The organism is Leifsonia aquatica H1aii, assembly GCF_000633535.1.
Classification (GTDB): domain Bacteria; phylum Actinomycetota; class Actinomycetes; order Actinomycetales; family Microbacteriaceae; genus Leifsonia; species Leifsonia aquatica_A.
Genome location: NZ_AYMR01000017.1, coordinates 42,470 through 67,649 on the forward strand (window position 1 = coordinate 42,470; position 25,180 = coordinate 67,649).

The following is a 25,180-nucleotide window of genomic DNA, read 5'->3' on the forward strand; positions in this document are numbered from 1 at the left end:
CCCGTGCGGGTGCTCGTCGCCGGGGCGTCCGGCATGATCGGCACCGAGCTCGCCCGTCAGCTCGCCGAGGCGGGGCACGAGGTGCGGCGCCTGGTGCGTCGTGAGCCGCAGTCCGCGGACGAGTTCCACTGGTCGCCCGCGACGCGGATGATCGACGTGAACCTGATGGAGACGGCCGACGCGGTCGTCAACCTCTCCGGGGCGTCGCTCAACCACTTCCCGTGGACCGCCTCGACGAAGCGCCGCATCCTCTCCTCGCGACTGGAGGCGACCGGGACGCTCACGGACGCCATGCGCCAGGCATCCCGCCCGCCCGCGGTCTTCCTGAGCGGCTCGGCGGTCGGCTTCTACGGCGATCGGCCCGGCCAGAAGCTGACCGAGGACTCGGCGAAGGGCACCGGCTTCCTCTCCGACGTCGTCGAGGCGTGGGAGACCGCGGCACGGCTCGCGCCCGAGAAGACCCGCGTCGCTCTGCTGCGCACCGGGCTGGTCATCGGCCGCGGCGGCGCGATGAAGCCGCTGCTGCCGGTGGCCCGCCTCGGCCTCGCGGGCCCGATCGCGGGAGGCGGGATGCACTGGCCGTGGGTGAGCCTGCACGACGAGGCGGCGGCGATCGTCCACCTGCTCTCGTCGGACCTCGACGGCCCGGTCAACGTCGTCGGTCCCACCCCGGCGACCGCCGGCGGCGTGATCCGCGCGCTCGCCACCGCCGTCCGCCGCCCCTACGCGCTCCCGGTGCCGGAGAAGGCGATCACGCTGACCCTCCGCGAGGCCGGTCGCGAGCTGCTGCTCGCCAGCCAGAAGGTCGTCCCGGCCCGTCTGCTCGCCGACGGCTTCGTCTTCCGGGACCGCACGGTGCGCGAGGCGATGGAACGGCTGGTCCACCCGACGGCGGCGTGATCGCCGGTCACGGCGGTCCTCAGGAGCGCGCGGCGCGCGCCTCCGCGCGGAAGAGCCGGATGGACTGGCGCAGCGCCTCGCGGGCGCGGCGGCGGTCGCCCGAGGCGTCGTAGGCGAGTCCGAGCCGGAACCAGGCGCGCCAGCTCTCGGGCGCCGCCTCCACCTCCGCCTTGTAGACCGGGAACTCGGCGTCCGCGGCATCGCGGAGCGGTCGCCCGCTCGCGCGGTGCGGAAGGTCCTCCACCGGCAAGCCGCCCTCGGCGTCGAGGATGCGCACGAGCTTCTCCGTCTGGGCGCCGAAGAGCAGCTCGCGACCGATCGCCCACGCGGCGATGATCGGCAGCAGCAGCAGCGCGATGCCCATGATCACCCCGACGGGCTCGCCGGTGGCGATGAGCATGAGCGAGCGCTGGAAGACCAGCACCAGGTAGACGAGCAGGATGATCGCCATGACGATCGCGGCGATGCGGTTCTTCATCTCGCGCTCAACGTTCGCGCACGGTCGGCCGCGGCGGCTCGCCGTCCGGGCCGGCGATGCCGAGGTCGATCAGCGCGTCGAGGCCGACGACGACACCGGTGGCGGTCGCGGCGGCGCGGAGCGCGAGCAGGATGCCCGCCTCGTACGCCTGCGGGCCGACGGTGTCGTGGCGGATGGTGAGGGTCTCCCCCGCCCCGCCGAAGATCACCTGCTGCTCGGCGACGACGCCGCGCATCCGGAGGCTGTGGATGGGCACGCTCGCCACCTGCTGGCCGCGGGCGCGCTGGTCGGTGTGCGGCGCATCCACCGGGCCGCGGCCGGCGCGGGCGGCACCGATCAGCTCGGCGGTGCGCACCGCGGTCCCCGACGGGGAGTCGACCTTGGTGGCTCCGTGCGTCTCGATGATCTCGATCGAGTCGAAGAACCGGGCGGCGACGGTGGCGAAGGCGGTGCCGAGCGCCGAGCCCAGCGAGAAGTTCGGGATGACGACCGCACCCTGACCCTCGTGCTCGGCGACGCGGCGCTCCAGCTCGAGGATGCGATCGGCCGACCAGCCCGAGGTGCCGATGAGCACGTTCAGCCCGTGGTCGACGGCGAAGGCGACGATGCCGGGGCTCACCTGCGGCAGGGTCATGTCGACGAGCACGTCGGCGCCGAGCATCTCGTCCGGCGACGACGCCGATCCGAGGGCCGCGACGAGCTCGAGGTCGTCCGCCTGCTCGATGAGCCGGACGGCCACGCTTCCCAGTTTTCCGCTCGCCCCCGCGACGGCCACGCGAATAGTCACCCGCCCAGCCTACCCGGGCGCGCACGTCCTCCCTCGCGTCGCGGGCCGCTCCACCGCGCACGCGGCGCTACCCTGGTCCGATGGTGTCTTTCGCAGACGTCGCCGTCACTGACGCGACCGCCCACCGCATGCTCGCCGACTACTTCGCCGAGCGGGCGCAGACGTTCCCCGCGTCGCAGGGCGCCTATCGCACCACCTTCCCCGACCCCGGGCAGTTCGTCGCGCCCGCCGGGGTCTTCCTGCTCGCCTACGACGAGGACGGCGAGGCCGGCTGCGGCGGGATCCGCGAACTGCGCGTCTCCACGGCCGACCTCGACGACGTCCCCGTCGTCCGCTACGAGATCAAGCACCTCTGGGTCGCGCCCACCCACCGCGGCCGTGGTCTCGGCCGCACCATCCTCTCCGAGCTGGAGCACCGCGCCCGCGGGTTCGGTGCGACGGAGGTCGTGCTCGACACGAACGCCAGCCTGGAGGCGGCGGGCGGCCTCTACCGCTCGCACGGCTACGAGGAGACCCAGCCGTACAACGACAATCCCAACGCGACGAACTGGTTCCGCAAGACGCTCTGAGGGCGACCTGCGGAGCGGCCGCGTCCGCGGCGTCGACGGTGGCGCGGTCAGACCGGCTGCAGCTCCGGCAGACCCGTCCGCAGCTCCACCGGAAGGTGCCCCAGGTCGTTGTGCACGACCAGCACCGGCGGCTTCGCCGAGCGCACCCGGATGATCGTGAGCCCGCAGTTCGCCTGGTTGAGGCCCAGCCAGCGCCACGCCGGGGCGTCGAACACGTGGCGCACGAACCAGCCGATGACGAAGTTGTGGGTCACCAGGAGGTCGTGCCGGTCGCCCAGCGCCGGCGTGAGGAACTCGCCCACGGCGTCGTCCATCTGGGCCCGACCGGCCTCGATCTCCGCTTCCGTCACCGACCCGAAGAACGACTCGAACGCCTTCGGCATGTCGGGGGTGGGCCCCGACGGGATGCAGTCGAACAGCAGGCTCGACGGCTCCGGCTCCAGCGCGGGCATGCGCTCGGCCATGATCGACGCGGTCTCCGCGGCCCGCACCAGGGGCGAGTGGTACATGGCGGTGAACGGGATGCCACTCAGCCGCTCGGCGATCAGCTGCGCCTGCCGCTTGCCGCGCGGGGAGAGCGGGCCGTCGGGGAGGCCGTGCTCGGCGTCCTGCTGCTCGCCATGGCGCACGAGGTAGAGGTAGTGGGGCACCGGGAGACCTTTCGGTGGGAGTACGTCGGATGGTGCGGTTCAGGGGGCGAGGCCGGCGAACAGGTCGTCGGTCACGCTTCCCACCGCGGAGACCGAGACCGGGCGGTCGGCCAGGTCCCGGGCGAGGTCGCGCACGTCGTCGGCGGTGACGAGGTGCAGTCGACGGAGGCTTTCATCGAGATCGGCGAACTCGCCCATGCTGATCTCGGCGCGGCCGAGACGGGACATCCGGGTGTCGGAGTCCTCCAGGGCGAGAGCGGCGCCGCCGGAGAGCTGGCCGACCGCGCGGCGCAGCTCGTCGGGGGTGATGCCGTGGTCGGCGAGGCGGTGGAGCTCGTCGAGCATCAGCTCGGCGACCTGCCGGGCCTTCGCCGGCGCGCATCCCGCGTAGAGGCCGAAGACGCCCGCGTCGGAGTAGGACCCCGAGAACGAGTAGACGGCGTAGGCGAGCCCGCGGCGCTCCCGGATCTCCTGGAAGAGGCGGCTCGACATCCCGCCTCCCAGCACCGAGTTGAGCACGCTCATCGTGGTGCGCCGCGGGTCGGTCGCGACGATGCCCGGGACCCCGATCAGCAGATTGGCCTGCTCGGTCGGGCGCTCGACGGTGACGAGGGCGGTCCCGCGCTGGATCGGCGCGGCGGTCGCCGCCCGGCGCTCGACGGGCGCTGCGGTGACGTCCGGGTCCCAGCCCGCGGCCGCGAGCGCACGCACCACGCCGTCGACGAGCAGATCGTGGTCCACGGCGCCCGCCGCGGTGATGACCAGATCCTGCGGGCGGTAGTTGGCCCGGTAGTGCGACCACACGGCGTCGCGGGAGGCCGCGCGGATCGTCTCGGGGCGGCCTCCGATCGGACGGCCGAGGGGATGCTCCCCCAGCACGGCGGAGAAGAGGCGCTCGTTCGCGACGTCCGCAGGGTCGTCCTCGGCCATCGAGAGCTCTTCGAGGATCACGCCGCGCTCGTTCTCGAACTCGACCGGGTCGAGCAGCGACGAGGTGAGCATGTCGCCGATGACCTCGACCGCCATGGCCAGGTCGCGGTCCTGCACCTTGGCGTAGTAGCAGGTGTACTCCTTGGCCGTCATGGCGTTGTGCTCGCCGCCGACGGAGTCGAACGCGATGGCGATGTCGAGGGCGCTGCGCGAGGGCGTGCCCTTGAACAGCAGATGCTCGAGGAAGTGCGTGGAGCCGAGGCTGCCCGGCACCGCACCGGTCTCGTCGCGCGAGCCGACCGCGACCCAGTAGCCGAGGGTGGCGCTGCGCGCGCCCGGGACCTGCTCGCTGAGGACGCGGACGCCGCTCGGAAGCACGGTGCGCCGGACCAGCGCGTCGCCGGAAGCGGCGAAAGAGAGGTCGGCCAGACCGAGTGGGAGGTCGACTGCGCTGTTCATCCCCTCCACCCTACGCCAGTGGCTTCGGAATCCCTGAGACTCTGCATTGAGGACAAACAGACTGGTCTGTCTACCTATATACTGGACTCACCACTCGGACCGGTCGCATCCCCCCGGACCCCGTCCCGACCGGTCCGGTGGTTCCCATCCCCCGAGGGGGCGGCCACCGCCTCCCGTGACAGAAGGAGTCGCGCCCGATGGTCGTAACCGCTCGAGCGACGATCCGGCCGCCTGCGCCGTCGAAGGTCAAGATCCTCGCCACCGCGGACGAGCTCTTCTACCAGGAGGGCATCCACACCGTCGGAGTTGACCGCATCATCGCCGGCGCCCGGGTGACCAAGGCGACCTTCTACAAGCACTTCCGCTCCAAGGACCTCCTCATCATCGCGTACGTCGAGGGCCGCGACCGTCAGGTGCGCGAGTGGTTCGCGCAGCGCGAGCAGGCGGGCGACGACCCGAAGGCGATCGCACGCGCACTGGTCGACTCGATCAACGAGGAGGCGGTGCGCCCCGGCTTCCGCGGCGACCCCTTCATCAACGCCGCCGCGCAGTTCGCGGACGAGAACCACCCCGTACGCGTCGCCGTCACGGCACACCGCGACTGGTACGCCAAGCGGATCGAACAGCTCTTCCGCGACCTGGGCCACCCCCGGCCCGGCGACGCCGCCGACGACCTGATCCTGGCGCGCGACGGCGCCCTCGCGGGCGGCTACGTCGGCGACCCGATCGCCGCGGGTGCGGCCCTCCACCGCTCGCTCGACCGCATCCTCGGCGAGGCGTAAGCCGCCGCACTCACCGGTTCGGGCGGGACGGTCGCACCGGCGCCGGCGCTGCGCGGCTCCGTGACTCCGGAGTTCTCGCGCAGCGCGCGGCTACTCGGAGACGCGGTCCAGGTCGAGCATCTGGGCGCGGGTCAGGCGGATGCCGGCCGCGGCCATGAGGGCGTCCACCTGCTCGGGGCGGCTGGCACTCGCGACGGGCGCGGCGATGCTGCGCTTGGCCAGCAGCCACGCGATCGCGATGCTGGCCGGCTCGACGCCGTGCTCGGCGGCGATGCGGTCGACCACCGCGAGCACCCGCTGGCCGCGACGGTTGACGTACGCGGAGGCGCGCACGCTGCGCGCGTCGGCCGTCAGGTCGCCCTTCGAGCGGTACTTGCCGGTCAGGAACCCGTTGGCGAGCGCGTAATAGGGCATCACCGACAGGCCCTGCGCCGCCGCGACGATCCGCAGAGCGCTCTCGAACTCGGCTCGGTGCATCAGGTTGTACTGGGTCTGGATGGCGACGAACTTCGGCAGCCCGGACGACGCGAGGATGCGCGCCTCGATCAGGCGGTCTGCACTGAAATTGGACGCGGCCAGGTGACGCACCTTGCCCGACTCGATCAGCCACTCGGCGGTCGCGAGGCTGTCCTCCAGCGGCACCTCGGGATCGTCGTCGTGGAAGTACAGCAGGTCGATGTGGTCGGTCTGCAGTCGCTCGAGCGACGCCTCCACGGCGCGCACGATGCTGACCGAGCCGAGACCCGGGTTCTCGTGGTGCCGTCCGACCTTCGTCGCGACGACCAGCTGGTCGCGGTTGCGCCGCTCCCGCATCCACTTGCCGATCAGGACCTCGCTGCGTCCGCCGACGTAACTGTCGGCGGTGTCGATGAAGTCGCCGCCGAGCGCGGCGAAGCGGTCCAGGATGGACAGCGACGTGTCGCCGTCGGCCGTCCAGCCGAAGACGCTCGCGCCGAGCGACAGCGGATAGACGGTCAGATCGCTCTCGCCGATGCGGCGCGGGGCGATGATCGAGAGCGGTCCGGTGCGCTCCAGCGCCGGGTCGATGTCGAGCGGTCCGCCGGTGTCGGTCGACGGCTCGACGATCGGGGCGGCCACCGGAGCGGTGCGCAGACCGACCGTCTCGAGCAAGCGCAGGGGAAGCAGCTGCGGCATCTCATCCCCCTGCACCCGATCCGGCCGCTGACCAGCCCGATCGTTCTCTCGAATCGATTCGAGAATCTTCTACTCCCGAACACTACTTGCAGGGTACGTCAAACCCCCGACGCGGCGACGGGGAAACGGGTGAACTGCGACAGAAACCTAGATCACGGTTTCATCACGGTTGACCAGGCGCCCCCGACGCGGACGCGCGACGGACGACGGCGCGGGCGTGGGCGAGCACCGGCCCGTCGACCATGGCCCCCTCGAAGCGGAACACCCCGCCGCCGGCGGCCTCGGCCGCGGCCAGCAGACTCTCCGCCCGGGCGAGCTCCTCCGACGTCGGCCGATAGGCCGCCCGGACCGTCTCGACCTGCCCGGGATGGATGCACGCCGTCGCGGCGAAGCCCACGGCTACCGCGTCCTCCGCCTCTGTCCGCAGCCCGTCCAGATCGGCGATGTCCAGGTGCACCGTGTCGACGGCATGCACGCCGGCGGCGCCCGCCGCCAGCAGGACGGCCGACCGCGCGTGGCGGGCGACATCGCGGTACGAGCCGTCCGCGTTCCGGCTCGATGTGCCGCCGAGCGACGCCACGAGGTCCTCCGCGCCCCACATCAGCGCCAGCACCGCCTCCGCCCGCGCCAGCTCCGGCGCGGCGAGCACTCCCGCGGCGGTCTCGCAGAGCGCGATCACCCGCATCCCGTCGAGGGACGCCAGATCCGCGGTGTGCTCCGTCTTGGGCAGCATCACCGACCGGTACGGCGTCAGCTCCAGTGCGGCGAGGTCGGCGTCGTGGTCGGCACCGCCCGCCGGGTTCACCCGCACGATCACCCGGGCCGGGTCGAGGTCGGAGGCGGCGAGCGCCTCCCGGGCGGCCGCGCGACGGGAGGGGTCCACGGCGTCCTCCAGATCGAGGATGACCGCGTCGGCCCGCTCCAAGGCCTTGGCATAGCGGTCCGGCCGGTCGGCGGGACAGAACAGCAGGGCCGGACCCCACGGGAACACACGGTCGGTCACGACGCCGACTCCCCCGATCGCGCCTGCTCCGCCACGGACCGCTCGTGCGCATCGCGGCACCACACCATCACCTGGCGCGTGGCGGTGGCGACGACCACGCCGTCCTGGTTGCGCCCGGTGTGCGCCAGCGTGACGATCCCCTGGCCCGGCCGGGAGGCCGACAGCCGCTTGCCGGTCACCACGGTCTCGGCGTACAGCGTGTCGCCGTGGTGCATCGGGTGCGGGAACGTCACATCCGAGAAACCGAGGTTCGCCACGATGGTGCCCTGCGTCAGCTGGGCGACGGAGGAGCCGACGAGGGTCGAGAGGGTCAGCATCGAGTTGACGAGCCGCTCGCCGAACGGCTGACGGGCCGACCACGCGGCGTCGAGGTGGAGCGCCTGGGTGTTCATGGTGAGCGTCGTGAAAAGCACGTTGTCGGCCTCGGTCAGCGTGCGCCCGGGACGGTGCAGGTAGCGCGTGTCCTCGTCCAGCTCCTCGTAGTAGAGCCCGCGCTGCTCGACCTCCCTCACGACGCGGCCTCCAGCTCCACCGTGAGCGGTGCCCCGGTCGCGGCGACGACCTCCTCGACGGAGACTCCGGGGGCGACTTCGCGCAGCACCAGCCCGTCGGGCGTCACGTCGATGACGGCCAGGTCGGTCACGATGCGGTCGACGCAGCCCGCGCCGGTGAGCGGCAGCGTGCACGCCGGCAGGATCTTGGGCCGTCCCTCGCGATCCACGTGCTCCATCATCACGATGAGCCGCTTCGCGCCGAAGACGAGGTCCATCGCCCCGCCCATCCCCTTCACCATCTTGCCGGGGATCATCCAGTTGGCCAGGTCGCCGGTCGCGGAGACCTCCATCGCGCCGAGCACCGCGACGTCCACGTGCCCGCCGCGGACCATGCCGAACGACAGCGACGAGTCGAAGTAGGCGGCCCCGCGCTCGACGGTGACGGTCTCCTTGCCCGCGTTGATCAGGTCGGGGTCGACGGCGCCCTCCTCCGGATACGGCCCGACGCCCAGCACCCCGTTCTCGGAGTGCAGGATGACCTCCACGCCCTCCGGGATGTAGTTCGGGATGAGCGTGGGCATCCCGATCCCGAGGTTGACGTACTGGCCGTTGCGCAGCTCGCGCGCCACGCGGGCGGCGAGCTCGGTGCGGGTGAGGCTCATGGCCGGCTCCCTTCGCGGACGGTGCGGCGTTCGATGCGCTTCTCGACGCCCGGCGCGTGGACGACGCGCTGGACGAAGATGCCCGGGCAGTGGACGGCTCCGGGATCGATCTCACCCGGCTCCACCAGCTCTTCCACCTCGGCGATCGTGATGCGCCCGGCCATCGCCGCGAGCGGGTTGAAGTTCATCGCCGCGGCGTGGAAGACGAGGTTGCCGTGCCGGTCGCCCTTCGCCGCGTGGACCAGGGCGAACGCCGGGCGCAGGGACTCCTCGAGCACGTAGTCGGCGCCGTCGAAGCGGCGCACCTCCTTCGGCTCGGACGCGACGGCGACCGACCCGTCCGGAGCGTAGCGCCGCGGCAGTCCGCCCTGGGCGATCTGGGTGCCGACCCCGGCCGGGGTGTAGAACGCGGGGATGCCCGCCCCGCCCGCGCGCAGCTTCTCGGCCAGGGTGCCCTGCGGCGTCAGTTCGACCTCCAGCTCACCGGAGAGGAACTGCCGGGCGAACTCCTTGTTCTCGCCGACGTAGGAGCTGATCATCTTGCGGATGCGACGCTTGTCGAGCAGCAGGCCCAGCCCCCAATCGTCGACGCCGCAGTTGTTGCTGACCACTTCGAGGTCCGTCGTCCCGGCCTCCAGCAGCGCGCCGATCAGCGCGCTCGGGATGCCGCACAGGCCGAAGCCGCCGACCGCCAGGCTGGCGCCGTCTCCCACGTCCGCGACGGCCTCCGCCGCCGTGGCCACCGTCTTGTCGATCACCGGGTTCCTCCCTCTCTCGCCATCGAGTCGTGCGCCCCGCCGGGCATGGGCAGACTAGCCCGCTCAGGCCGTGAAGCCGAGGGCCCGCGAGATGACCATCAGCTGGACCTCCGAGGTGCCCTCGCCGATCTCCAGGATCTTCGAGTCGCGGTAGTGGCGGGCGACCGGGTTCTCGTTGAGGAAGCCGTAGCCGCCGAAGATCTGGGTGGCGTCGCGCGCGTTGTCCATCGCCGCCTCGCTGGCGGTGAGCTTGGCGATGGAGGCCTCCATCTTGAACGGCCGGCCGGCCATCAGCTTGAAGCAGGCGTCGTAGTACGCCAGCCGTGCCGCGTGCACGCGGGCCTGCATCCGGGCGAGCTTGAAGGCGATGTGCTGGTTGGAGCCGATCGGGCGGCCGAACACGTTGCGCGTCTTCGCGTAGCGGAGCGCCTCCTCCAGGCAGCCCTGCGCCGCACCGGTGCAGAGGGCGGCGAAGGCGACGCGGCCCTCGTCGAGGGTGGCGACGAAGTTGGCGTAGCCGCGGCCGCGCTCCCCCAGCAGGTTCTCCTCCGGCACGTGCACGTCGGTGAGCGTCAGCGGGTGGGTGTCCGACGTGTGCCAGCCGACCTTGTCGTAGACCGGCTCGGCGACGAAGCCCGGCGTACCGCTCGGCACGATGATCGCCGAGAGCTCCTTCTTGATCGAGCCGTCCGCGCGGCGCTCCTCACCGGTGACGGCCGTGATGGTGACGAGGGCCGTGATGTCGGAGCCGGAGTTGGTGATGAACTGCTTCGTGCCGTCGATGACCCATTCGCCGTCGCGGAGCACGGCCGTCGTCTTCGTGCCGGACGCGTCGGAGCCGGCATCGGCCTCGGTCAGCCCGAACCCGGCGAGGGCCTCGCCCTTCGCGAGCATCGGCAGCCAGCGCTGCTTCTGCTCCTCGGTGCCGCTGCGGAAGATCGGCATGGCGCCGAGGCCGACGCCGGCCTCCAGGGTCACGCCGATCGACTGGTCGACCCGTCCCAGCTGCTCGACCGCGAGGCAGAGCGAGAGGTAGTCCTTGCCCTGACCGCCGTACTCGACCGGGAAGGGCAGCCCGAACAGGCCCATCCGGCCCATCTCGGCGATGATGCCGTACGGGAGGCTGCGCTTGGTGTCGTACTCGTAGGCGGCGGGGGCGACGACGGTGTCGGCGAAGTCGCGCACCTCGTCGCGCAGGGCGCGCTGCTCGTCGGTGAGCTCGAAGCCGGTGACGTCGGAGTCGGCGGCGGCGCTGCGCCCGGTCATCTGCATGGTCATGGGGTTCCTGTCTCTTGTGGTGACTGTCCATGGGGTTCCGCGTCGTCCGGCGATGGTGTCGCGTCGACGCGGGCGACGAGCTGATCGAGCCGCACGAGGTCGCCGGGGGCGACCTGCACGCGCACGACGCCCGAGATCGGGGCGAGGAGACGGTGCTCCATCTTCATGGCCTCCACGACGGCCACGGTGTCGCCGGCCGCGACGGTGTCTCCGTCGGCGACCGACACGGCCACGACGGTCCCCGGCATCGGGGATCGCAGTTCGGGATGCGCGGCGACGTCGCCGCGTTCGACTGCGGCGAGGGCGTCGGCCACGCGCTCCTCGCGGGTGCGCAGGCGCAGCCCGCGCGTACGACCGTCGCCGGCGACCCAGACGGTCGCGCCGTCCACCGTGATGTCGTAGCCGGCGGTGACGCCGTCGACGGTGAGGATCGCCCGGTCGGGCTCACCCGGCCGGCCGCTCCGGACGGTGAGCTCGGTCGTGTGCTCGCGGTCTCCGACCCGGACGCGCGCACCGCCGTCGATCACGGCGACGGCGTGGCCGTCGACGTCGTAGCCGACCGGCCGGGAGCCCGCCATCCGCCAGCCGGTGGGGGCGCCCCACAGCGCACCGGCCCCACCTGGTGCCTCCGCCGTCCGTGCACGGTGCGCCGACAGGGCGGCGAGCACGAGCTCGGCCACGGAGGCCGCGGCGGGTTCGCGGTCCGAGTGACGGCGGTCGATGAGCGTGGTGTCCATCGTGCCGTCGACGACATCCCGATCCGCGAGCAGATCCCGCAGCCAGCCGACATTGTTCGTCGCACCGAGGATGCTCGTCCCGGCGAGCGCGGCATCGAGCCGGGCCAGTGCGAGGGGGCGGTCCTCCCCCCAGGCGATGACCTTCGACAGCATCGGGTCGTACTCGGTGACGACGTCGAGGCCGGCGGCGAGGCCGCTGTCGACGCGCACGCCCTCCCCCGTCGGCTCGCGCAGGGCGAGCACCCGCCCACCGCCCGGCAGGAAGCCACGGTCCGGATCCTCGGCGTAGACGCGCGCCTCGATGGCGTGGCCGTTCAGGCGCACATCGCTCTGCGCGAAGCCGAGCGGCTCGCCCGCGGCGATGCGCAGCTGCCATTCCACCAGATCGAGTCCGGTCACCAGCTCGGTCACGGGATGCTCGACCTGGAGCCGCGTGTTCATCTCCATGAAGAAGAACTCGTCCGGCGCCTCCGCGGAGACGAGGAACTCGACCGTCCCCGCCCCGACGTAGTCGACGCTCGCGGCCACCTGGCAGGCGGCCGCGCCGATCCGCTCACGGGTCGCGGCGTCCAGCAGCGGCGACGGCGCCTCCTCGATGACCTTCTGGTGGCGACGCTGGAGGGAGCACTCGCGCTCGCCGAGGTGGACCACCGTGCCGTGCGTGTCGGCCAGCACCTGCACCTCGATGTGGCGGGGTGCGTCGACGAGGCGCTCCAGGAAGAGGGTGTCGTCGCCGAAGGCGGAGGCGGCGACCCGCCGGGCGGTGCGCAGCGCCTCGGGGAGGTCGCCCGCGACGCGCACCGCCTGCATCCCCTTGCCTCCCCCGCCGGCGGAGGGCTTGACCAGGACCGGGTAGCCGACCCGTTCGGCGGCCGCGATCAGGGCGTCGTCGTCCAGCCCGGGCTCGGCGATGCCGGGGATCGTCGGGACGCCGTGGGCCCCGACCTCGCGCTTGGCCGCGATCTTGTCGCCCATGACCTCCAGCGCACGGACACCGGGCCCGACGAAGACGAGGCCGGCGTCGGCGCACGCCTGTGCGAGCTCGGCGTTCTCGGACAGGAACCCGTAGCCGGGGTGCACGGCGTGGGCGCCGGTCGCGGTCGCGGCGGCGACGATCGCGTCCACGTCGAGATAGCTCTCGCGGGCCGGGGCCGGCCCGAGCCGTACGGCGACATCGGCGAGGGCGACGTGCGGGGCGTCCCGGTCGGCATCGCTGTAGACCGCGACCGAGCGGATCCCGAGGCGGCGCAGCGTCCGGATGACGCGGCAGGCGATCTCGCCGCGGTTGGCGACGAGCACGGAGGGGAACGGAATGGACACGGCGATCACATCCGGAAGAGCCCGAAGGCGGTCTCGGGCAGCGGGCTGCGGGAGCAGATGTCGAGGGCGAGGCCCAGGACGGTGCGGGTCTCCGCCGGGTCGATCACCCCGTCGTCCCAGAGGCGGGCGGTCGAGTAGTACGGATCTCCCTGTTCCTCGTACTGCGCGGCGATCGGGGCGCGGAAGTCGGCCTCGTCGGCGGCGCTCCACTGGGTGCCGGCGGCGTCGAGCTGGTCGCGCTTGACCGTCGCGAGCACGCTCGCCGCCTGCGCCCCTCCCATCACGGAGATCCGGGCGGCCGGCCACATCCAGAGGAAGCGGGGCGAGTACGCCCGCCCGCACATCGAGTAGTTGCCGGCCCCGAACGAGCCGCCGATGACCACGGTCAGCTTGGGGACGCGGGCGGTCGCGACGGCGGTGACCATCTTGGCGCCGTTCTTCGCGATGCCGCCCGCTTCGTAGTCGCGCCCCACCATGAAGCCGGAGATGTTCTGCAGGAACAGCAGCGGGATGCCGCGCTGATCGCAGAGCTCGATGAAGTGCGCCCCCTTGAGGGCCGACTCGCTGAACAGGACGCCGTTGTTGGCGACGATGCCGACGGGATGGCCGTGGATGTGCGCGAAGCCGGTCACGAGCGTCGTGCCGTACTCGGGTTTGAACTCGTGCAGTCCCCCGGCGTCGACGATCCGGTCGATCACCTCGTGCACGTCGTAGCGCGCCTGCACGTCGACCGGCACGACATCGTAGATCCCGGCGGGGTCGCGGGCGGGCTCCTGCGTCGGGAGGACCTCCCAGGCGGGAGCCGCGGGCCGAGGCAGTGTGGCGACGATGTCGCGGACGATCGCCAGCGCGTGCTCGTCGTTCTCGGCCAGGTGGTCGACGACCCCGGAGGTCCGGGCGTGCAACTCCCCGCCGCCCAGCTCCTCGGCGGTGACGATCTCGCCGATCGCGGCCTTCACCAGCGGCGGCCCGCCGAGGAAGATCGTGCCCTGATCGCGCACGATGACGGATTCGTCGCTCATCGCCGGCACGTAGGCACCGCCCGCGGTGCACGAGCCGAGCACCGCGGCGATCTGCGGGATCTTCGCCGCCGAGAGCCGGGCCTGGTTATAGAAGATCCGGCCGAAGTGGTCGCGGTCGGGGAAGACGTCGTCCTGCATCGGCAGGAACGCGCCGCCGGAGTCGACCAGGTAGATGCACGGGAGGCGGTTCTCGAGCGCGATCTCCTGCGCTCGCAGGTGCTTCTTCACCGTCATCGGGTAGTAGGTGCCGCCCTTGACCGTCGCGTCGTTGCAGACCACCATCACGTGCCGGCCGTGCACGAGCCCGATGCCGGCGATGACTCCCGCGGCCGGGCTCTCGTCGCCGTACATCCCGGTCGCGGCCAGGGGTGCGACCTCCAGGAACGGGCTCCCCTCATCGAGGAGGGTGTCGATCCGGTCGCGCGGGAGCAGCTTGCCGCGCGCGAGATGACGTTCGCGCGAGCGCTCCGGGCCGCCCGCCGCCGCGACCGCGAGGCGTGCGCGCAGGTCGGCGACCAGTTCGCGCTGGGTGGTGGTGGCGGGCATCGTTCTCCCTGTCGTCGTCGACATTCGGTTAGTGGTCGCTAACCCGTTTTTAGGTTAGTGTTCATTAACCCGAATGTCCAGCCTTCCGGGAGACCTCGATGACCGAACTCCATGCGCCCGCCCGGCCGACCCAGCGCAGCCGCGCGAAGGCCGACCGCCGCGCCGCGCTGCTCGACGCCGCCGCGGGGCTGTTCGCCGAGCGCGGGTACAACGGCGTCTCGATCGAGGACCTCGGCTCGGCCGTGGGCGTGAGCGGGCCCGCCGTCTACCGGCACTTCCCGTCCAAGCAGGCGGTCCTGGCCGCGCTGCTCGTCGATGTGAGCCAGGGTCTGCTCGACGGCGGAACGACGGTCGCCGACGGCAGCGGCGATCCCGCCGGCGCCCTGCGCGCCCTCATCGCCTTCCACGTCGACTTCGCCCTCGGCGCCCCGGACACCATCCGCGTGCAGGACCGCGACCTCGACGCCCTCCCGGACGCGGAGAAGCGGGAGGTCCGGCGTCTGCAGCGGCGCTACGTCGCGCTCTGGACGCGCGTGCTCGGCGACCTCCACCCCTCCCTGCGCGCCGACGAGCTCCGCGTGCGGGTGCAGGCGACGTTCGGGCTCATCAACTCCACACCGCACTCGGCCCGGGTGGGGGCAGAGCCCGTCGCCGAAGCGGCCGTACGGCCGGTGCTGGAGCGGATGGCCTGGGCGGCGCTGACCTCCCGGTGACGTCGCCGGCGCCGGCCCCCGGTCCGCTCGTCACCGGCGTGCGTTAGGGTCCCATAGAGGCAACGAGCGCGAGGAGGGACGTGGGCGACGACACCCCCCGACTGCGCCTGCACCACCGGGTCCTGCGGGTGGTGGGCGGCGTGCTCGCCGTGCTGCTGGTGGTCACCGCGATCGCGGGCGGTGTCGGCTTCTGGACGGTCACGCGGTCGTTCCCGCAGACGTCCGGCTCGCTCGACGTCCCGGGACTCGCCAAGCCGGTCACCGTCTACCGGGACGGCGCCGGCGTGCCGCAGATCGTCGCCTCGACAGCCGACGACCTCTTCCGCGCCCAGGGCTTCGTGCACGCCCAGGACCGGTTCTGGGAGATGGACTTCCGCCGGCACGTGACCTCCGGCCGGCTCTCCGAGATGTTCGGGGCGAGCCAGGTGCCGACGGACACGTTCATCCGCACCCTCGGCTGGCGCCGCGTCGCCGAGCAGGAGGTGAAGCTCCTCGACCCCACCGCTCTCCGCTACTACCAGGACTACGCCGACGGGGTGAACGCCTACCTCGCCGGGCACTCGGGGGCCGCGCTCAGCGTCGAATACGCGATCCTCGGACTGCAGAACCCCGGCTACACGCCGCAGAAGTGGACGCCGGCCGACTCGATCGCCTGGCTCAAGGCGATGGCGTGGGACCTCCGCTCCAATCTCGAGGACGAGATCGATCGCGCTCTGCTGACCACGAAGCTCACCCCGCAGCAGGTCGCGGATCTGCATCCCGGCTACGACTACGGGGCCCACCCGACGATCACCGCCGAGGGCGGCGGGGACCCGTCACGGACCACGCCCGACGCGACGGCGCCCGCAGCGAGCGGCGACGGTGCCGCGGGATCCGGAGCAGCGCACGCCGATGCCGCGGCGCTGACCGCCGCGCCGCCGGCCGACTACCGCTCCCGGCTCGAACAGGTCTCGGCCGGCCTCGAATCGCTCCCCCGGCTGATGGGCCCGGCGGGCAGCGACATCGGCTCCAACTCGTGGGTCGTCTCCGGTGCCCTGACGGAGACCGGCAAGCCGCTGCTCGCCAACGACCCGCATCTCGGAGCCTCCCTCCCCTCCGTCTGGTATCAGGTCGGGCTGCACTGCCGGACCGTGGGACCGGAGTGCCCGTTCGACGTCAGCGGATTCGGGTTCTCCGGCTTCCCCGGGGTGGTCATCGGCCACAACGACCGGATCTCCTGGGGGTTCACCAACCTCGGGCCGGATGTCGCCGACCTGTATGTCGAGAAGGTCACCGGCGACACCTACGAGTACGACGGCGCCCAGGTCCCGCTCGAGACGCGTCGGGAGACGATCGTGGTCGCCGGGGGCGCGGACGTGACGATCACGGTCCGCTCGACCCGGCACGGCCCGATCATCACCGATCTGAGCGACGACTACGCGGCGATCGCCAAGGATCAGGCCGGCAAGCTCGGGGTTCCGGCGCAGCAGTTCCAACTGTCCCTGCAGTGGACCGCGCTCACGCCCGGGCCGACGGCCGGCGCCATCTTCGCCTTCGACACCGCGCGCGACTGGAACAGCTTCCGCGCGGCCGCCGCAGACTTCCAGGTGCCGTCGCAGAATCTCGTCTACGCCGACGTGGACGGGCACATCGGCTATCAGGCGCCCGGCTCGGTCCCCATCCGTGCTGCCGGGGACGGCACCGTGCCGGTCCCGGGGTGGACGAGCCAGTACGGCTGGATCGGCACGGTGCCCTACGATCAGCTGCCGTCGGTGCTCGATCCTCCGAGCGGGTACATCGTCACGGCGAACAACGCCGCGGTCGGCCCGGCGTTCCCCGTGATGATCACCCGGGACTGGGAGCACGGCTACCGGGCCAACCAGATCGAGGTGCGCCTGCAGGCGCTGATCGCCTCCGGGAAGAAGCTCACGGGTGCCCAGATGGCCGCCATCCAGGGCGACACGTACGACGCGAACGCCGCGACCCTCGTCCCCCTGCTGCTCGCCGTCGGCGGAGCCGCCGACCAATCCTCGGGCGCCGCTCGTGGCGCCGCGCTGCTCGCCGGCTGGGATCTGCACGACGACGCCGACAGCGCCGCGGCCGCGTACTTCAACGTCTTCTGGCGCACCCTGCTGCGCGACGCGTTCGGCCGCAAGCTCCCGTCCTCCGCCCAACCCGAGGGTGGCGACCGGTGGTTCGCCGTGGTGCAGAACCTCGCCGCGCAGCCCGACTCCGCCTGGTGGGCCGACTCCGCGCTCGGCACGACCGACCGCGACTCCATGATCGCGCGCGCCGCCGATCAGGCCTGGACGGAGTCCCGGTCACTGATGGGCGACGACCCGTCCCGGTGGCGCTGGGACCGGATCCACACTCTGACTCTGACGAACGCCAGCCTCGGCACGTCGGGCATCGGCCCCGTGGAGTGGCTGCTCAACCGCGGGCCGTACCCGGTCGGCGGCGGCTCGAGCATCGTCGAGGCGACGGGATGGGATGCGTCCGTCGGCTACCAGGCCGACCGCGTGCCGTCGATGCGCATGATCGTGGACCTGTCCGACTTCGACCGGAGCCGTTGGATCAACCTCGCCGGAGCCTCCGGCCACGCCTTCGACCCGCACTACACCGATCAGACCGAGCTGTGGGCGAAGAACACGACCCTCCCCTGGCCCTTCACCCGCGCCGCCATCGCCGCAGCCGCCGCACAGACGCTCACCCTGCGCCCCGCGTCGCGCTGACCCGGGCGCAGGTGAGCGGCCGGAACACGGCGCGCGCGTCGGCCTGCCGCGGGATCAGCGGGAGGTCGGCCAGGAACGCTCGGGGCTGCCCGTGTAGAGCTGCTGCGGGCGGCCGATCTTGGTGGCCGGGTCGAGGTTCATCTCACGCCAGTGGGCGATCCAGCCCGGCAGGCGGCCGATCGCGAAGAGCACGGTGAACATCCGGGTCGGGAAGCCCATCGCCTTGTAGATCACGCCGGTGTAGAAGTCGACGTTCGGGTAGAGCTTGCGATCGATGAAGTACTGGTCGGCCAGGGCGACCTCCTCCAGCTCCTTCGCGATGTCGAGCAGCGGGTCGTGCACGCCCAGAGCGGCGAGCACCTCGTCCGCCGACTGCTTGACGAGCCGGGCGCGGGGGTCGAAGTTCTTGTAGACGCGGTGCCCGAAGCCCATGAGCTTGACGCCAGACTCCTTGTTCTTCACCCGCTCGACGAACTTCTGGACGCTCTCACCCGAATCGCGGATGCCCGCGAGCATGTCGAGCACGGCCTCGTTCGCACCGCCGTGCAGCGGCCCGTAGAGGGCGTTGATGCCCGCGGAGACGGAGGCGAAGAGGTTCGCCTGCGTCGACCCGACGAGGCGGACGGTGGAGGTCGACGCGTTCTGCTCGTGGTCCTCGTGGAGCATGAGCAGGCGCTCGAGCGCACGCGAGAGCACGGGGTTGACCTCGTACGGCTCGGCCAGGGTGCCGAAGTTGAGGCGCAGGAAGTTGTCGACGAAGCTCAGCGAGTTGTCCGGGTAGAGGAACGCCTGACCGAGGCTCTTCTTGTGCGCGTACGCGGCGATGACCGGCAGCTTCGCCAGCAGGCGGATCGTCGAGAGCTCGACCTGCTCGGGGTCGGAGACGCTGAGCGAGTCCTGGTAGAAGGTGGACAGCGCCGAGACGGCGCTGGAGAGCACCGACATGGGGTGCGCGTCGTGCGGCAGGGCGCTGAAGAAGCGGCGCAGGTCCTCGTGCAGCAGCGTGTGCCGGCGGATCCGCTCGTCGAAGTCGGCGAGCTCGGACGGGGTCGGCAGCTCGCCGTGGATGAGCAGCCACGCGGTCTCGAGGAAGGACGAGTTCTCGGCGATCTGCTCGATCGGGTAGCCGCGGTAGCGCAGGATGCCCTGGTCGCCGTCGATGTAGGTGATCGCCGAGCGGGTCGCCGCGGTGTTGACGAAGCCGTAGTCGAGGCTGGTCAACCCGGTCTGCCGGGTGAGGCTGGAGAGGTCGATGCTCGAGGCGCCGGACGTGCTCGGAAGGATGGGGAACTCGGCCACCCCTCCCGGGTAGCGAAGCTCGGCGACGGCCGCCTCCTGCTCGACGGAGCCGGGCCGCTCCGTCGGTGCATTCTCGGTGCCGAGTCCAGTCACAACGCCTCCAGGTCTTGGGGTTGGGCATCACCGCGCGCGCCGATCGTGGCAGCGCTGCATCTTTCGTGCGGGTACAGCCTAACGAACCCGTGCGGCTACTGTCGCATCGCGCAAAGCACCGGGGATCCCGTTAGAGGGTCTCTCCAAAAGCGCGCAGGCGCGCGGCGGCCGTGCCGATCCGCTCGTCGGTCGCGGTGAGCGACAGCCGCACGTGCTCGGGGTAGACGTCGCCGTAGAAGTGACCGGGGCCGGCCAGGATGCCGAGGTCGGCGAGCCGGCCGATGCTCTCCCACGCGTCGCGGCCCTCGGTCGCCCAGAGGTAGAGTCCCGCTTCGCTGCGGTCGATGCGGAACCCGGCCGCCTCGAGCGCCGGACGCAGCTGCTCGCGCCGCGCGCGGTACCGCTCGCGCTGCGCCGCCACGTGGCCGTCGTCGCCCAGCGCGACCACCATCGCCGCCTGCAGCGGCGAGGGCAGCATCAGCCCGGCGTGCTTGCGCACGGTGGTCAGTCTCCCGATCACCGTTCGGCAGCCCGCCACGAAGGCGGCCCGGTATCCGGCCAGGTTGGACTGCTTGCTGAGGGAGTAGACGGCGAGGATGTTGCGGCGGTCGTCGCCGATCACCCGGGGGTCGAGGACGCTCGGGATGCGCTCTGCGTCCCACGGGGCGTCCCAGCCCAGCTCCGCGTAGCACTCGTCGCTGGCCAGGTAGGCGCCCAGCTCGCGGGCGCGGGCGACCGCGGCGCGCAGCTCGTCGACCGACAGCACCCGGCCGTCGGGGTTGCCCGGGCTGTTCAGCCAGATCAGGCGGGTGTTCTCGGGCCACTCGGCCGGGTCGTCGCTCGCCAGCGCCTCGGCACCGGCCATCGCGGCGCCGATCGCGTAGGTGGGGTAGGCGGCGCGCGGGTGCACGACGACGTCGCCCTCGCCCAGACCGAGCAGGAACGGCAGGAAGGCGACCAGCTCCTTGGAGCCGATGGTCGGCAGCACGTTGTCGACGGTGAGACCCGGCACACCGCGGCGGCGGGCGAACCACTCGACGATCGCCTCGCGCAGCGCCGGCGTGCCGACGGTCTGCGGATAGGCGTGCGCGTCGGTCGCCGCAGCCAGTGCCGCGCGGATCAGCTCCGGCGTCTCGTCCACCGGCGAGCCGATGGAGAGGTCGACGATGCCGTCGCCGGGCAGATCGGCCGCGGCCGCGCGGGCGCGCTGCGCGTACGGCGCCATCAGGTCCCAGGGGTAGTCCGGGAGCTCCTGCAGCGCCACGTCAGTGCGCCTGCGGCGGCAGTGCGGCGATGACGGGGTGGTCCTTGGCGATCACACCGACCTTCGCCGCGCCTCCCGGCGAGCCGATGTCGTCGAAGAACTCGACGTTGGCCTTGTAGTAGTCGGCCCACTCCTCGGGGAGGTCGTCCTCGTAGTAGATGGCCTCGACCGGGCAGACCGGCTCGCAGGCACCGCAGTCCACGCATTCGTCCGGGTGGATGTAAAGCGACCGTTCACCCTCGTAGATGCAGTCGACCGGGCATTCGTCGATGCAGGCGCGGTCTTTGACGTCCACGCACGGGAGGGCGATGACATAGGTCACGGTGGTTCTGTTCCCTTCGCGAGAGCTCCGAGGAGCTACTCGACTAGCTTATTCCGAAACGCGCGGGCCGGATTCCGCAGGAGCGGCGACCGGGGACGGGCCGGGTTCGGCCGCAACTGTGGCGGCCCGCGGATCGCGACGGCGCACGTCGGGCCACGCGATCACGACAGCGGCGATGAGCAGCGGGGCCACCAGCCAGATCTGACCGGGTAGCGTGTTCGGGATGAGCACCGAACCTCCCGGGCTCTGCTGCGTGAAGAGCAGGATGACCGCGATGGCGCCCAGGGCGGCGAGGATCGCCGGGACCCGGGTGCGCGCGAGCAGCCGCAGACCGACCAGCAGGAGCGTGAAGGCCAGCAGCGCGCCGATCAGCCCGAGCGGGATGCTCACACCCCAGCTGACGTCGATCGGATGCGCCACCGTGCCCACGGCGCCGACCAGGATGCCGGCCAGCACCAGCAGGACGGCGTTGAGGATCCGGCTGAGCATTCTCGCATCCTATCTGGACAGATCGAGAGGGCAGGACGTACGCTCGATCGGTAAGGTTAGCCTTACCAATCCCCCACCACCTCTTCCAGCAAGGTACCTGTGCTCGCGAACTATCTGATCGGCCTCCGCGAAGGCCTCGAAATGGCGCTGATCGTCACCATCCTCATCGCCTACGTCGTCAAGGTCGGCCGGAAGGACGTGCTCTCCAAGCTCTGGGTGGGCGTCGGCATCGCCCTCGTCGTCCCGCTCGGGATCGGCGCCCTGCTCACCTGGGGGCCGTACGGGCTGAGCTTCCAGGCGCAGGAGATCGTCGGGGGCGGACTCTCCGTCGTCGCGGTCGGCTTCGTGACCTGGATGATCTTCTGGATGGGCAAGACCGCCCGCTCGATGAAGTCCCTGCTGCACGAGAAGCTCGACTCCGTCCTGGTCGGTGCGGGCTGGGGCGTCGTCATCCTGGCCATGCTCAGCGTGGGCCGGGAGGGCATCGAGACGGCGCTGTTCGTCTGGGCCACGGTCGACAGCGCGGGCGGCGGCTGGGAGCCGTTCGTCGGCGCCGTGCTGGGCCTGCTGACGGCGGCCGTGCTCGGCTTCCTGCTCTACCGGGGCATGGTCCGCATCAACCTCGGCACGTTCTTCGCCTGGACCGGCGCGTTCCTGATCCTGGTCGCCGGCGGCGTCCTCGCCTACGGGATCGGCGACCTGCAGGAGGCGGGCGTCATCCCGGGCGCCGGCATCCACGCCTACGACATCAGCGCCGCCATCCCCGCGTCGAGCTGGTACGGCACGGTGCTCGCCGGCGTCATCAACTTCAACCCGTCGCCCACCTGGTTCCAGGTGATCGCGTGGTTCGGCTACATCCTGATCGTCTCGTTCTTCTACATCCGCGCCCAGCGGGCGGCCCACCGCAAGCCCGCCACCGGCCCGGCCGGCACCCCCGCCGGGACGCCCGTGGCGTCCTGACCGCACGCACCACAGCACGAACACAGCACGCATTCCACAGCACCCGAAGAGAAAGCACAGCACCCACATGGCTCGATACCGCCCGCTCGGCGTCATCGCCGGCAGCATCGCCGGCGCCGCCGCGCTCGCCGCCGCACTGACCGGCTGCGTCCCGAACAAGGCCACAGCCGAGGCCGAGGCGATCTCGGTCACCCTGAACGACGACAGCTGCACCGTGTCGACCGCGACGGCGTCCTCGGGTCCCGTCACCTTCCAGGTCACCAACAAGGGCACGGACGTCAACGAGTTCGAGGTGCTGGCGCAGGACAAGCTCCGCATCGCCGGCGAGAAGGAGAACATCGGCCCCGGCACGACGGTCAACTACGTCGTCCAGCTCGCCGAGGGCGACTACTTCACCGCGTGCAAGAAGGGGATGGTCGGCAGCCCGACCTCCGTCACCGCGTTCACCGTGACCAAGGGCGCCGCCGACACCAAGACCGCGAGCGAGAGCAAGCAGGTGGCCCAGGCGGTCACCAACTACACCGGCTACGTGAAGGACCAGGCCGGCCAGCTCCTCACCGCGACGAAGGCGTTCGCCGCGGTGTACGAGAGCGGCGACGACGCGGCCGCGAAGGCCCAGTACCCGGCCGCCCGCATGTTCTACGAGCGCATCGAGCCCACGGCCGAGCAGTTCGGTGACATCGACCCGGCCCTCGACCTGCGCGAGGCCGACCTCGAGCAGGGCCAGGACTGGACCGGCTGGCACCGCATCGAGAAGGACCTGTGGGCTCCCGCCGGCTTCACCCCGTCCGACGCCGCCGGCCGCAAGCAGCTCGGCGACCAGCTCGTGGCCGACACGCAGAAGCTCTACGACCTGGTGTACGCGAAGGACTTCGCCCTCACCCTCGACCAGATCTCCAACGGCGCCAGCGGCCTGATGGAGGAGGTCTCGCGCAGCAAGATCACCGGCGAGGAGGAGACCTTCTCGCACACCGACCTGTGGGACTTCAAAGCGAACGTGGAGGGCGCCGAGGTCGCGTACGGAACCGTTCGTGACATCCTGATCGAGAAGGGCAGCACCGGGAAGAGCGCCGCGAAGACGCTCGACACGGAGTTCGCCGCGATCGACAAGCTCCTCGCCCAGTACACCTCGGGCAACGGATACGTCAGCTACACCGAGCTCAGCACCGCCCAGGTGAAGGAGCTGTCGGACGAGGTGAACGCGCTCAGCGAGCCGCTCAGCCAGCTGACGTCGATCCTCGTCAAGTAGTAGGAGGCGCGTGAGCGAGGAAACACCCCAGGAGCGCCCGGAGTCCACTGAGGACCCCGGGCGCTCCGGCCTGTCCCGGCGCGGTCTGCTCGGCCTCGCCGGCCTCGGCGTGGGCGCCGGTGTCGTCGGCTTCGGAGCCGGGATCGCCGTCGACCGCGCCGTCTCCGGCGCGCAGGCCGACGCCGGAGCCGTCCACCCGTTCTACGGCGAGCACCAGTCGGGCATCACGACCGCGGTCCAGGACCGCCTGCACTTCGCCGCCTTCGACGTGCTCCCCGGCCTCGACCGTGCGGGGCTGATCGAGCTGCTGCGCGATTGGACCGTCGCCGCCGCCCGGATGACGCAGGGCAAAGCTGCCGGGAAGTACGGCCCGGCCTCGGGGCCGTCGGACCAGCCGCCGGACGACACCGGCGAGGCGCTCGACCTGCCGCCGGGCGGCCTGACCCTGACGTTCGGGTTCGGGCCGACGCTGTTCACGACGGCCGACGGGCAGGACCGGTTCGGGATCGCCGCGAAGCGTCCCGCGGCCCTGGTCGACCTCCCCCACTTCCCCGGCGACGCCCTGGTCGAATCGGCCAGCGGAGGCGACCTCTGCATCCAGGCCTGCAGCGAGGACCCGCAGGTCGCCGTCCACGCCATCCGCAACCTCTCCCGGATCGCGTTCGGCCGGGCGGCGATCCGCTGGTCGCAGCTCGGCTTCGGCCGCACCTCGTCCACCTCGCGCAGCCAGGTGACGGCCCGCAATCTGTTCGGCTTCAAGGACGGCACCGCCAACATCAAGTCCGAGGACCAGAAGGTCGTCGACGGGCAGGTCTGGGCGGCGGCCTCCGACGGGTCCGAGTGGATGGCCGGTGGTTCCTACCTCGTGGCCCGCAAGATCCGGATGGTGATCGAGAACTGGGACCGCCAGCAGCTCGGCGAACAGGAGCGGATCATCGGCCGCGACAAGGGCGAGGGTGCGCCTCTGTCGGGCGGCACGGAGTTCAGCGACCCGAACTTCCTCGCCCTGGCATCCGACGGCGGGACGAAGATCGACCCGGACTCGCACGTGCGCCTGGCGCATCCCACGATGAACGACGGCGCCCAGCTGCTGCGCCGAGGCTACAACTTCGTCGACGGCAACGACGACCTCGGCCGCCTGAACGCCGGGCTGTTCTTCATCGCGTTCCAGCGGGACCCGCGCACCCAGTTCATCGCGATCCAGTCCCGCCTGGCCCGGAGCGACCTGCTGAACGAGTACCTCAAGCACGTGGGCTCGGGGATCTTCGCCGTGCCCCCGGGCGCGACCGAGGGCTCCTACGTGGGCGCGCCGCTCTTCGCCTAGCCGCGCACATTCGTGCCGTGCGGGCAACGCGCTCGTGCCGTGCGGCCAACGCGTACGTGCCATGCGGGCAACGGAGGAGTTCCCGGCCCCGACGTGGCCGAACTCCTCCGTTCCCCGCTTTCCGGGCAGTTCTGTGGCCCTATCACCTCCGTTACCGCCGTGCGGGCAACGGAGGAGTTCTGGAACGACTCGCCGCGCCGTTAACGGCAACGGAGGAGATTCCGGC

At 71.5% G+C, this 25,180-nt stretch carries 23 protein-coding genes and 1 pseudogene; 8 read left to right on the forward strand and 16 right to left on the reverse strand.

The features are described 5' to 3' along the window. The first annotated feature begins 3 nt into the window (after nt 1-3). The gene (locus U870_RS0115795; protein WP_025158351.1) at nt 4-900 is read left to right on the forward strand and encodes a TIGR01777 family oxidoreductase; all 897 of its coding nucleotides are present in this window, start codon (nt 4-6) and stop codon (nt 898-900) included. 19 nt (nt 901-919) lie between these two features. Here U870_RS0115795 and U870_RS0115800 read toward each other — a convergent pair whose 3' ends face one another. Next, nucleotides 920-1,378, reverse strand: coding sequence for a tetratricopeptide repeat protein (locus U870_RS0115800; protein ID WP_025158352.1), 459 nt, complete (start codon nt 1,376-1,378; stop codon nt 920-922). A 7-nt stretch (nt 1,379-1,385) separates the two neighbouring features. Next, nucleotides 1,386-2,165: a 4-hydroxy-tetrahydrodipicolinate reductase gene (dapB, locus tag U870_RS0115805; protein ID WP_025158353.1), complete on the reverse strand. Its 780-nt coding sequence runs from the start codon at nt 2,163-2,165 to the stop codon at nt 1,386-1,388. Nucleotides 2,166-2,245: 80 nt separating this feature from the next. On the opposite strand from dapB, the gene U870_RS0115810 reads away from it, so the two are divergent. Next, entirely contained in the window at nt 2,246-2,734 is a 489-nt protein-coding gene (locus tag U870_RS0115810) for a GNAT family N-acetyltransferase (protein ID WP_025158354.1), read from the forward strand. A 47-nt stretch (nt 2,735-2,781) separates the two neighbouring features. Here the strand turns inward: U870_RS0115810 and U870_RS0115815 are convergent, their stop codons facing one another. After that, on the reverse strand, nt 2,782-3,384 hold the full coding sequence (locus U870_RS0115815) for a histidine phosphatase family protein (protein WP_025158355.1): 603 nt from the start codon (nt 3,382-3,384) through the stop codon (nt 2,782-2,784). Between the two features lie 39 nt (nt 3,385-3,423). Further along, nucleotides 3,424-4,773, reverse strand: coding sequence for a M16 family metallopeptidase (locus tag U870_RS0115820; protein ID WP_025158356.1), 1,350 nt, complete (start codon nt 4,771-4,773; stop codon nt 3,424-3,426). 197 nt (nt 4,774-4,970) lie between these two features. On the opposite strand from U870_RS0115820, the gene U870_RS0115825 reads away from it, so the two are divergent. Continuing rightward, nucleotides 4,971-5,555, forward strand: coding sequence for a TetR/AcrR family transcriptional regulator (locus U870_RS0115825; RefSeq protein WP_025158357.1), 585 nt, complete (start codon nt 4,971-4,973; stop codon nt 5,553-5,555). 90 nt (nt 5,556-5,645) lie between these two features. Here U870_RS0115825 and U870_RS0115830 read toward each other — a convergent pair whose 3' ends face one another. The 8 genes and pseudogenes from U870_RS0115830 to U870_RS0115865 form a co-directional block, all read right to left on the reverse strand. Further along, on the reverse strand, nt 5,646-6,710 hold the full coding sequence (locus tag U870_RS0115830) for an aldo/keto reductase (RefSeq protein WP_043710256.1): 1,065 nt from the start codon (nt 6,708-6,710) through the stop codon (nt 5,646-5,648). A 163-nt stretch (nt 6,711-6,873) separates the two neighbouring features. Beyond that, nucleotides 6,874-7,713, reverse strand: a complete 840-nt coding sequence (locus tag U870_RS0115835; RefSeq protein ID WP_025158359.1) for an HpcH/HpaI aldolase/citrate lyase family protein — start codon at nt 7,711-7,713, stop codon at nt 6,874-6,876. Then, nucleotides 7,710-8,225 carry a MaoC family dehydratase gene (locus U870_RS0115840; protein WP_025158360.1) on the reverse strand — a complete coding sequence of 172 codons (516 nt, stop codon included), beginning with the start codon at nt 8,223-8,225 and terminating at the stop codon, nt 7,710-7,712. The genes U870_RS0115835 and U870_RS0115840 overlap by 4 nt, the downstream gene beginning before the upstream one ends. Next, nucleotides 8,222-8,869 (reverse strand): CoA transferase subunit B, encoded by a 648-nt coding sequence (locus U870_RS0115845; RefSeq protein WP_025158361.1) that lies wholly within the window; start codon nt 8,867-8,869, stop codon nt 8,222-8,224. Before U870_RS0115845 ends, U870_RS0115840 begins: the two co-directional genes overlap by 4 nt. After that, nucleotides 8,866-9,627, reverse strand: a complete 762-nt coding sequence (locus tag U870_RS0115850) for a CoA transferase subunit A (RefSeq protein ID WP_025158362.1) — start codon at nt 9,625-9,627, stop codon at nt 8,866-8,868. Before U870_RS0115850 ends, U870_RS0115845 begins: the two co-directional genes overlap by 4 nt. Nucleotides 9,628-9,690: 63 nt before the next feature. Then, complete coding sequence (locus tag U870_RS0115855) at nt 9,691-10,905, reverse strand: acyl-CoA dehydrogenase family protein (RefSeq protein WP_025158363.1); 1,215 nt, start codon at nt 10,903-10,905, stop codon at nt 9,691-9,693. Then, nucleotides 10,902-12,962 carry an acetyl/propionyl/methylcrotonyl-CoA carboxylase subunit alpha gene (locus tag U870_RS0115860; protein ID WP_052357769.1) on the reverse strand — a complete coding sequence of 687 codons (2,061 nt, stop codon included), beginning with the start codon at nt 12,960-12,962 and terminating at the stop codon, nt 10,902-10,904. The genes U870_RS0115855 and U870_RS0115860 overlap by 4 nt, the downstream gene beginning before the upstream one ends. A gap of 113 nt (nt 12,963-13,075) precedes the next feature. Continuing rightward, nucleotides 13,076-14,554: pseudogene (locus U870_RS0115865) on the reverse strand (carboxyl transferase domain-containing protein); the annotation flags it as partial. 74 nt (nt 14,555-14,628) lie between these two features. Between U870_RS0115865 and U870_RS0115870 the strand changes: the two are divergent. Further along, nucleotides 14,629-15,243, forward strand: coding sequence for an SACE_7040 family transcriptional regulator (locus tag U870_RS0115870; protein ID WP_025158366.1), 615 nt, complete (start codon nt 14,629-14,631; stop codon nt 15,241-15,243). Nucleotides 15,244-15,323: 80 nt separating this feature from the next. Next, entirely contained in the window at nt 15,324-17,954 is a 2,631-nt protein-coding gene (locus tag U870_RS0115875; RefSeq protein ID WP_025158367.1) for a penicillin acylase family protein, read from the forward strand. Nucleotides 17,955-18,008: 54 nt separating this feature from the next. On the opposite strand, the gene U870_RS0115880 is transcribed toward U870_RS0115875, so the two are convergent. The 4 genes from U870_RS0115880 to U870_RS0115895 all read right to left on the reverse strand — a co-directional run bounded on the left by U870_RS0115880 (nt 18,009) and on the right by U870_RS0115895 (nt 21,421). Continuing rightward, a complete protein-coding gene (locus tag U870_RS0115880) occupies nt 18,009-19,346 on the reverse strand; it encodes a citrate synthase (protein ID WP_025158368.1) in 1,338 nt (445 codons plus the stop codon). A gap of 130 nt (nt 19,347-19,476) precedes the next feature. Then, on the reverse strand, nt 19,477-20,610 hold the full coding sequence (gene dapC, locus U870_RS0115885; protein ID WP_025158369.1) for a succinyldiaminopimelate transaminase: 1,134 nt from the start codon (nt 20,608-20,610) through the stop codon (nt 19,477-19,479). Between the two features lies 1 nt (nt 20,611). Further along, a complete protein-coding gene (gene fdxA / locus U870_RS0115890; protein ID WP_021762463.1) occupies nt 20,612-20,932 on the reverse strand; it encodes a ferredoxin in 321 nt (106 codons plus the stop codon). A gap of 48 nt (nt 20,933-20,980) precedes the next feature. Further along, nucleotides 20,981-21,421, reverse strand: a complete 441-nt coding sequence (locus U870_RS0115895; RefSeq protein ID WP_025158370.1) for a hypothetical protein — start codon at nt 21,419-21,421, stop codon at nt 20,981-20,983. Between the two features lie 99 nt (nt 21,422-21,520). On the opposite strand from U870_RS0115895, the gene efeU reads away from it, so the two are divergent. The 3 genes from efeU to efeB all read left to right on the forward strand — a co-directional run bounded on the left by efeU (nt 21,521) and on the right by efeB (nt 24,954). Then, nucleotides 21,521-22,381, forward strand: a complete 861-nt coding sequence (efeU, locus tag U870_RS0115900) for an iron uptake transporter permease EfeU (protein WP_025158371.1) — start codon at nt 21,521-21,523, stop codon at nt 22,379-22,381. Between the two features lie 67 nt (nt 22,382-22,448). After that, entirely contained in the window at nt 22,449-23,630 is a 1,182-nt protein-coding gene (gene efeO, locus U870_RS0115905) for an iron uptake system protein EfeO (RefSeq protein WP_025158372.1), read from the forward strand. 10 nt (nt 23,631-23,640) lie between these two features. Next, nucleotides 23,641-24,954: an iron uptake transporter deferrochelatase/peroxidase subunit gene (gene efeB / locus U870_RS0115910; protein ID WP_025158373.1), complete on the forward strand. Its 1,314-nt coding sequence runs from the start codon at nt 23,641-23,643 to the stop codon at nt 24,952-24,954. Nucleotides 24,955-25,180: the final 226 nt, after the last annotated feature.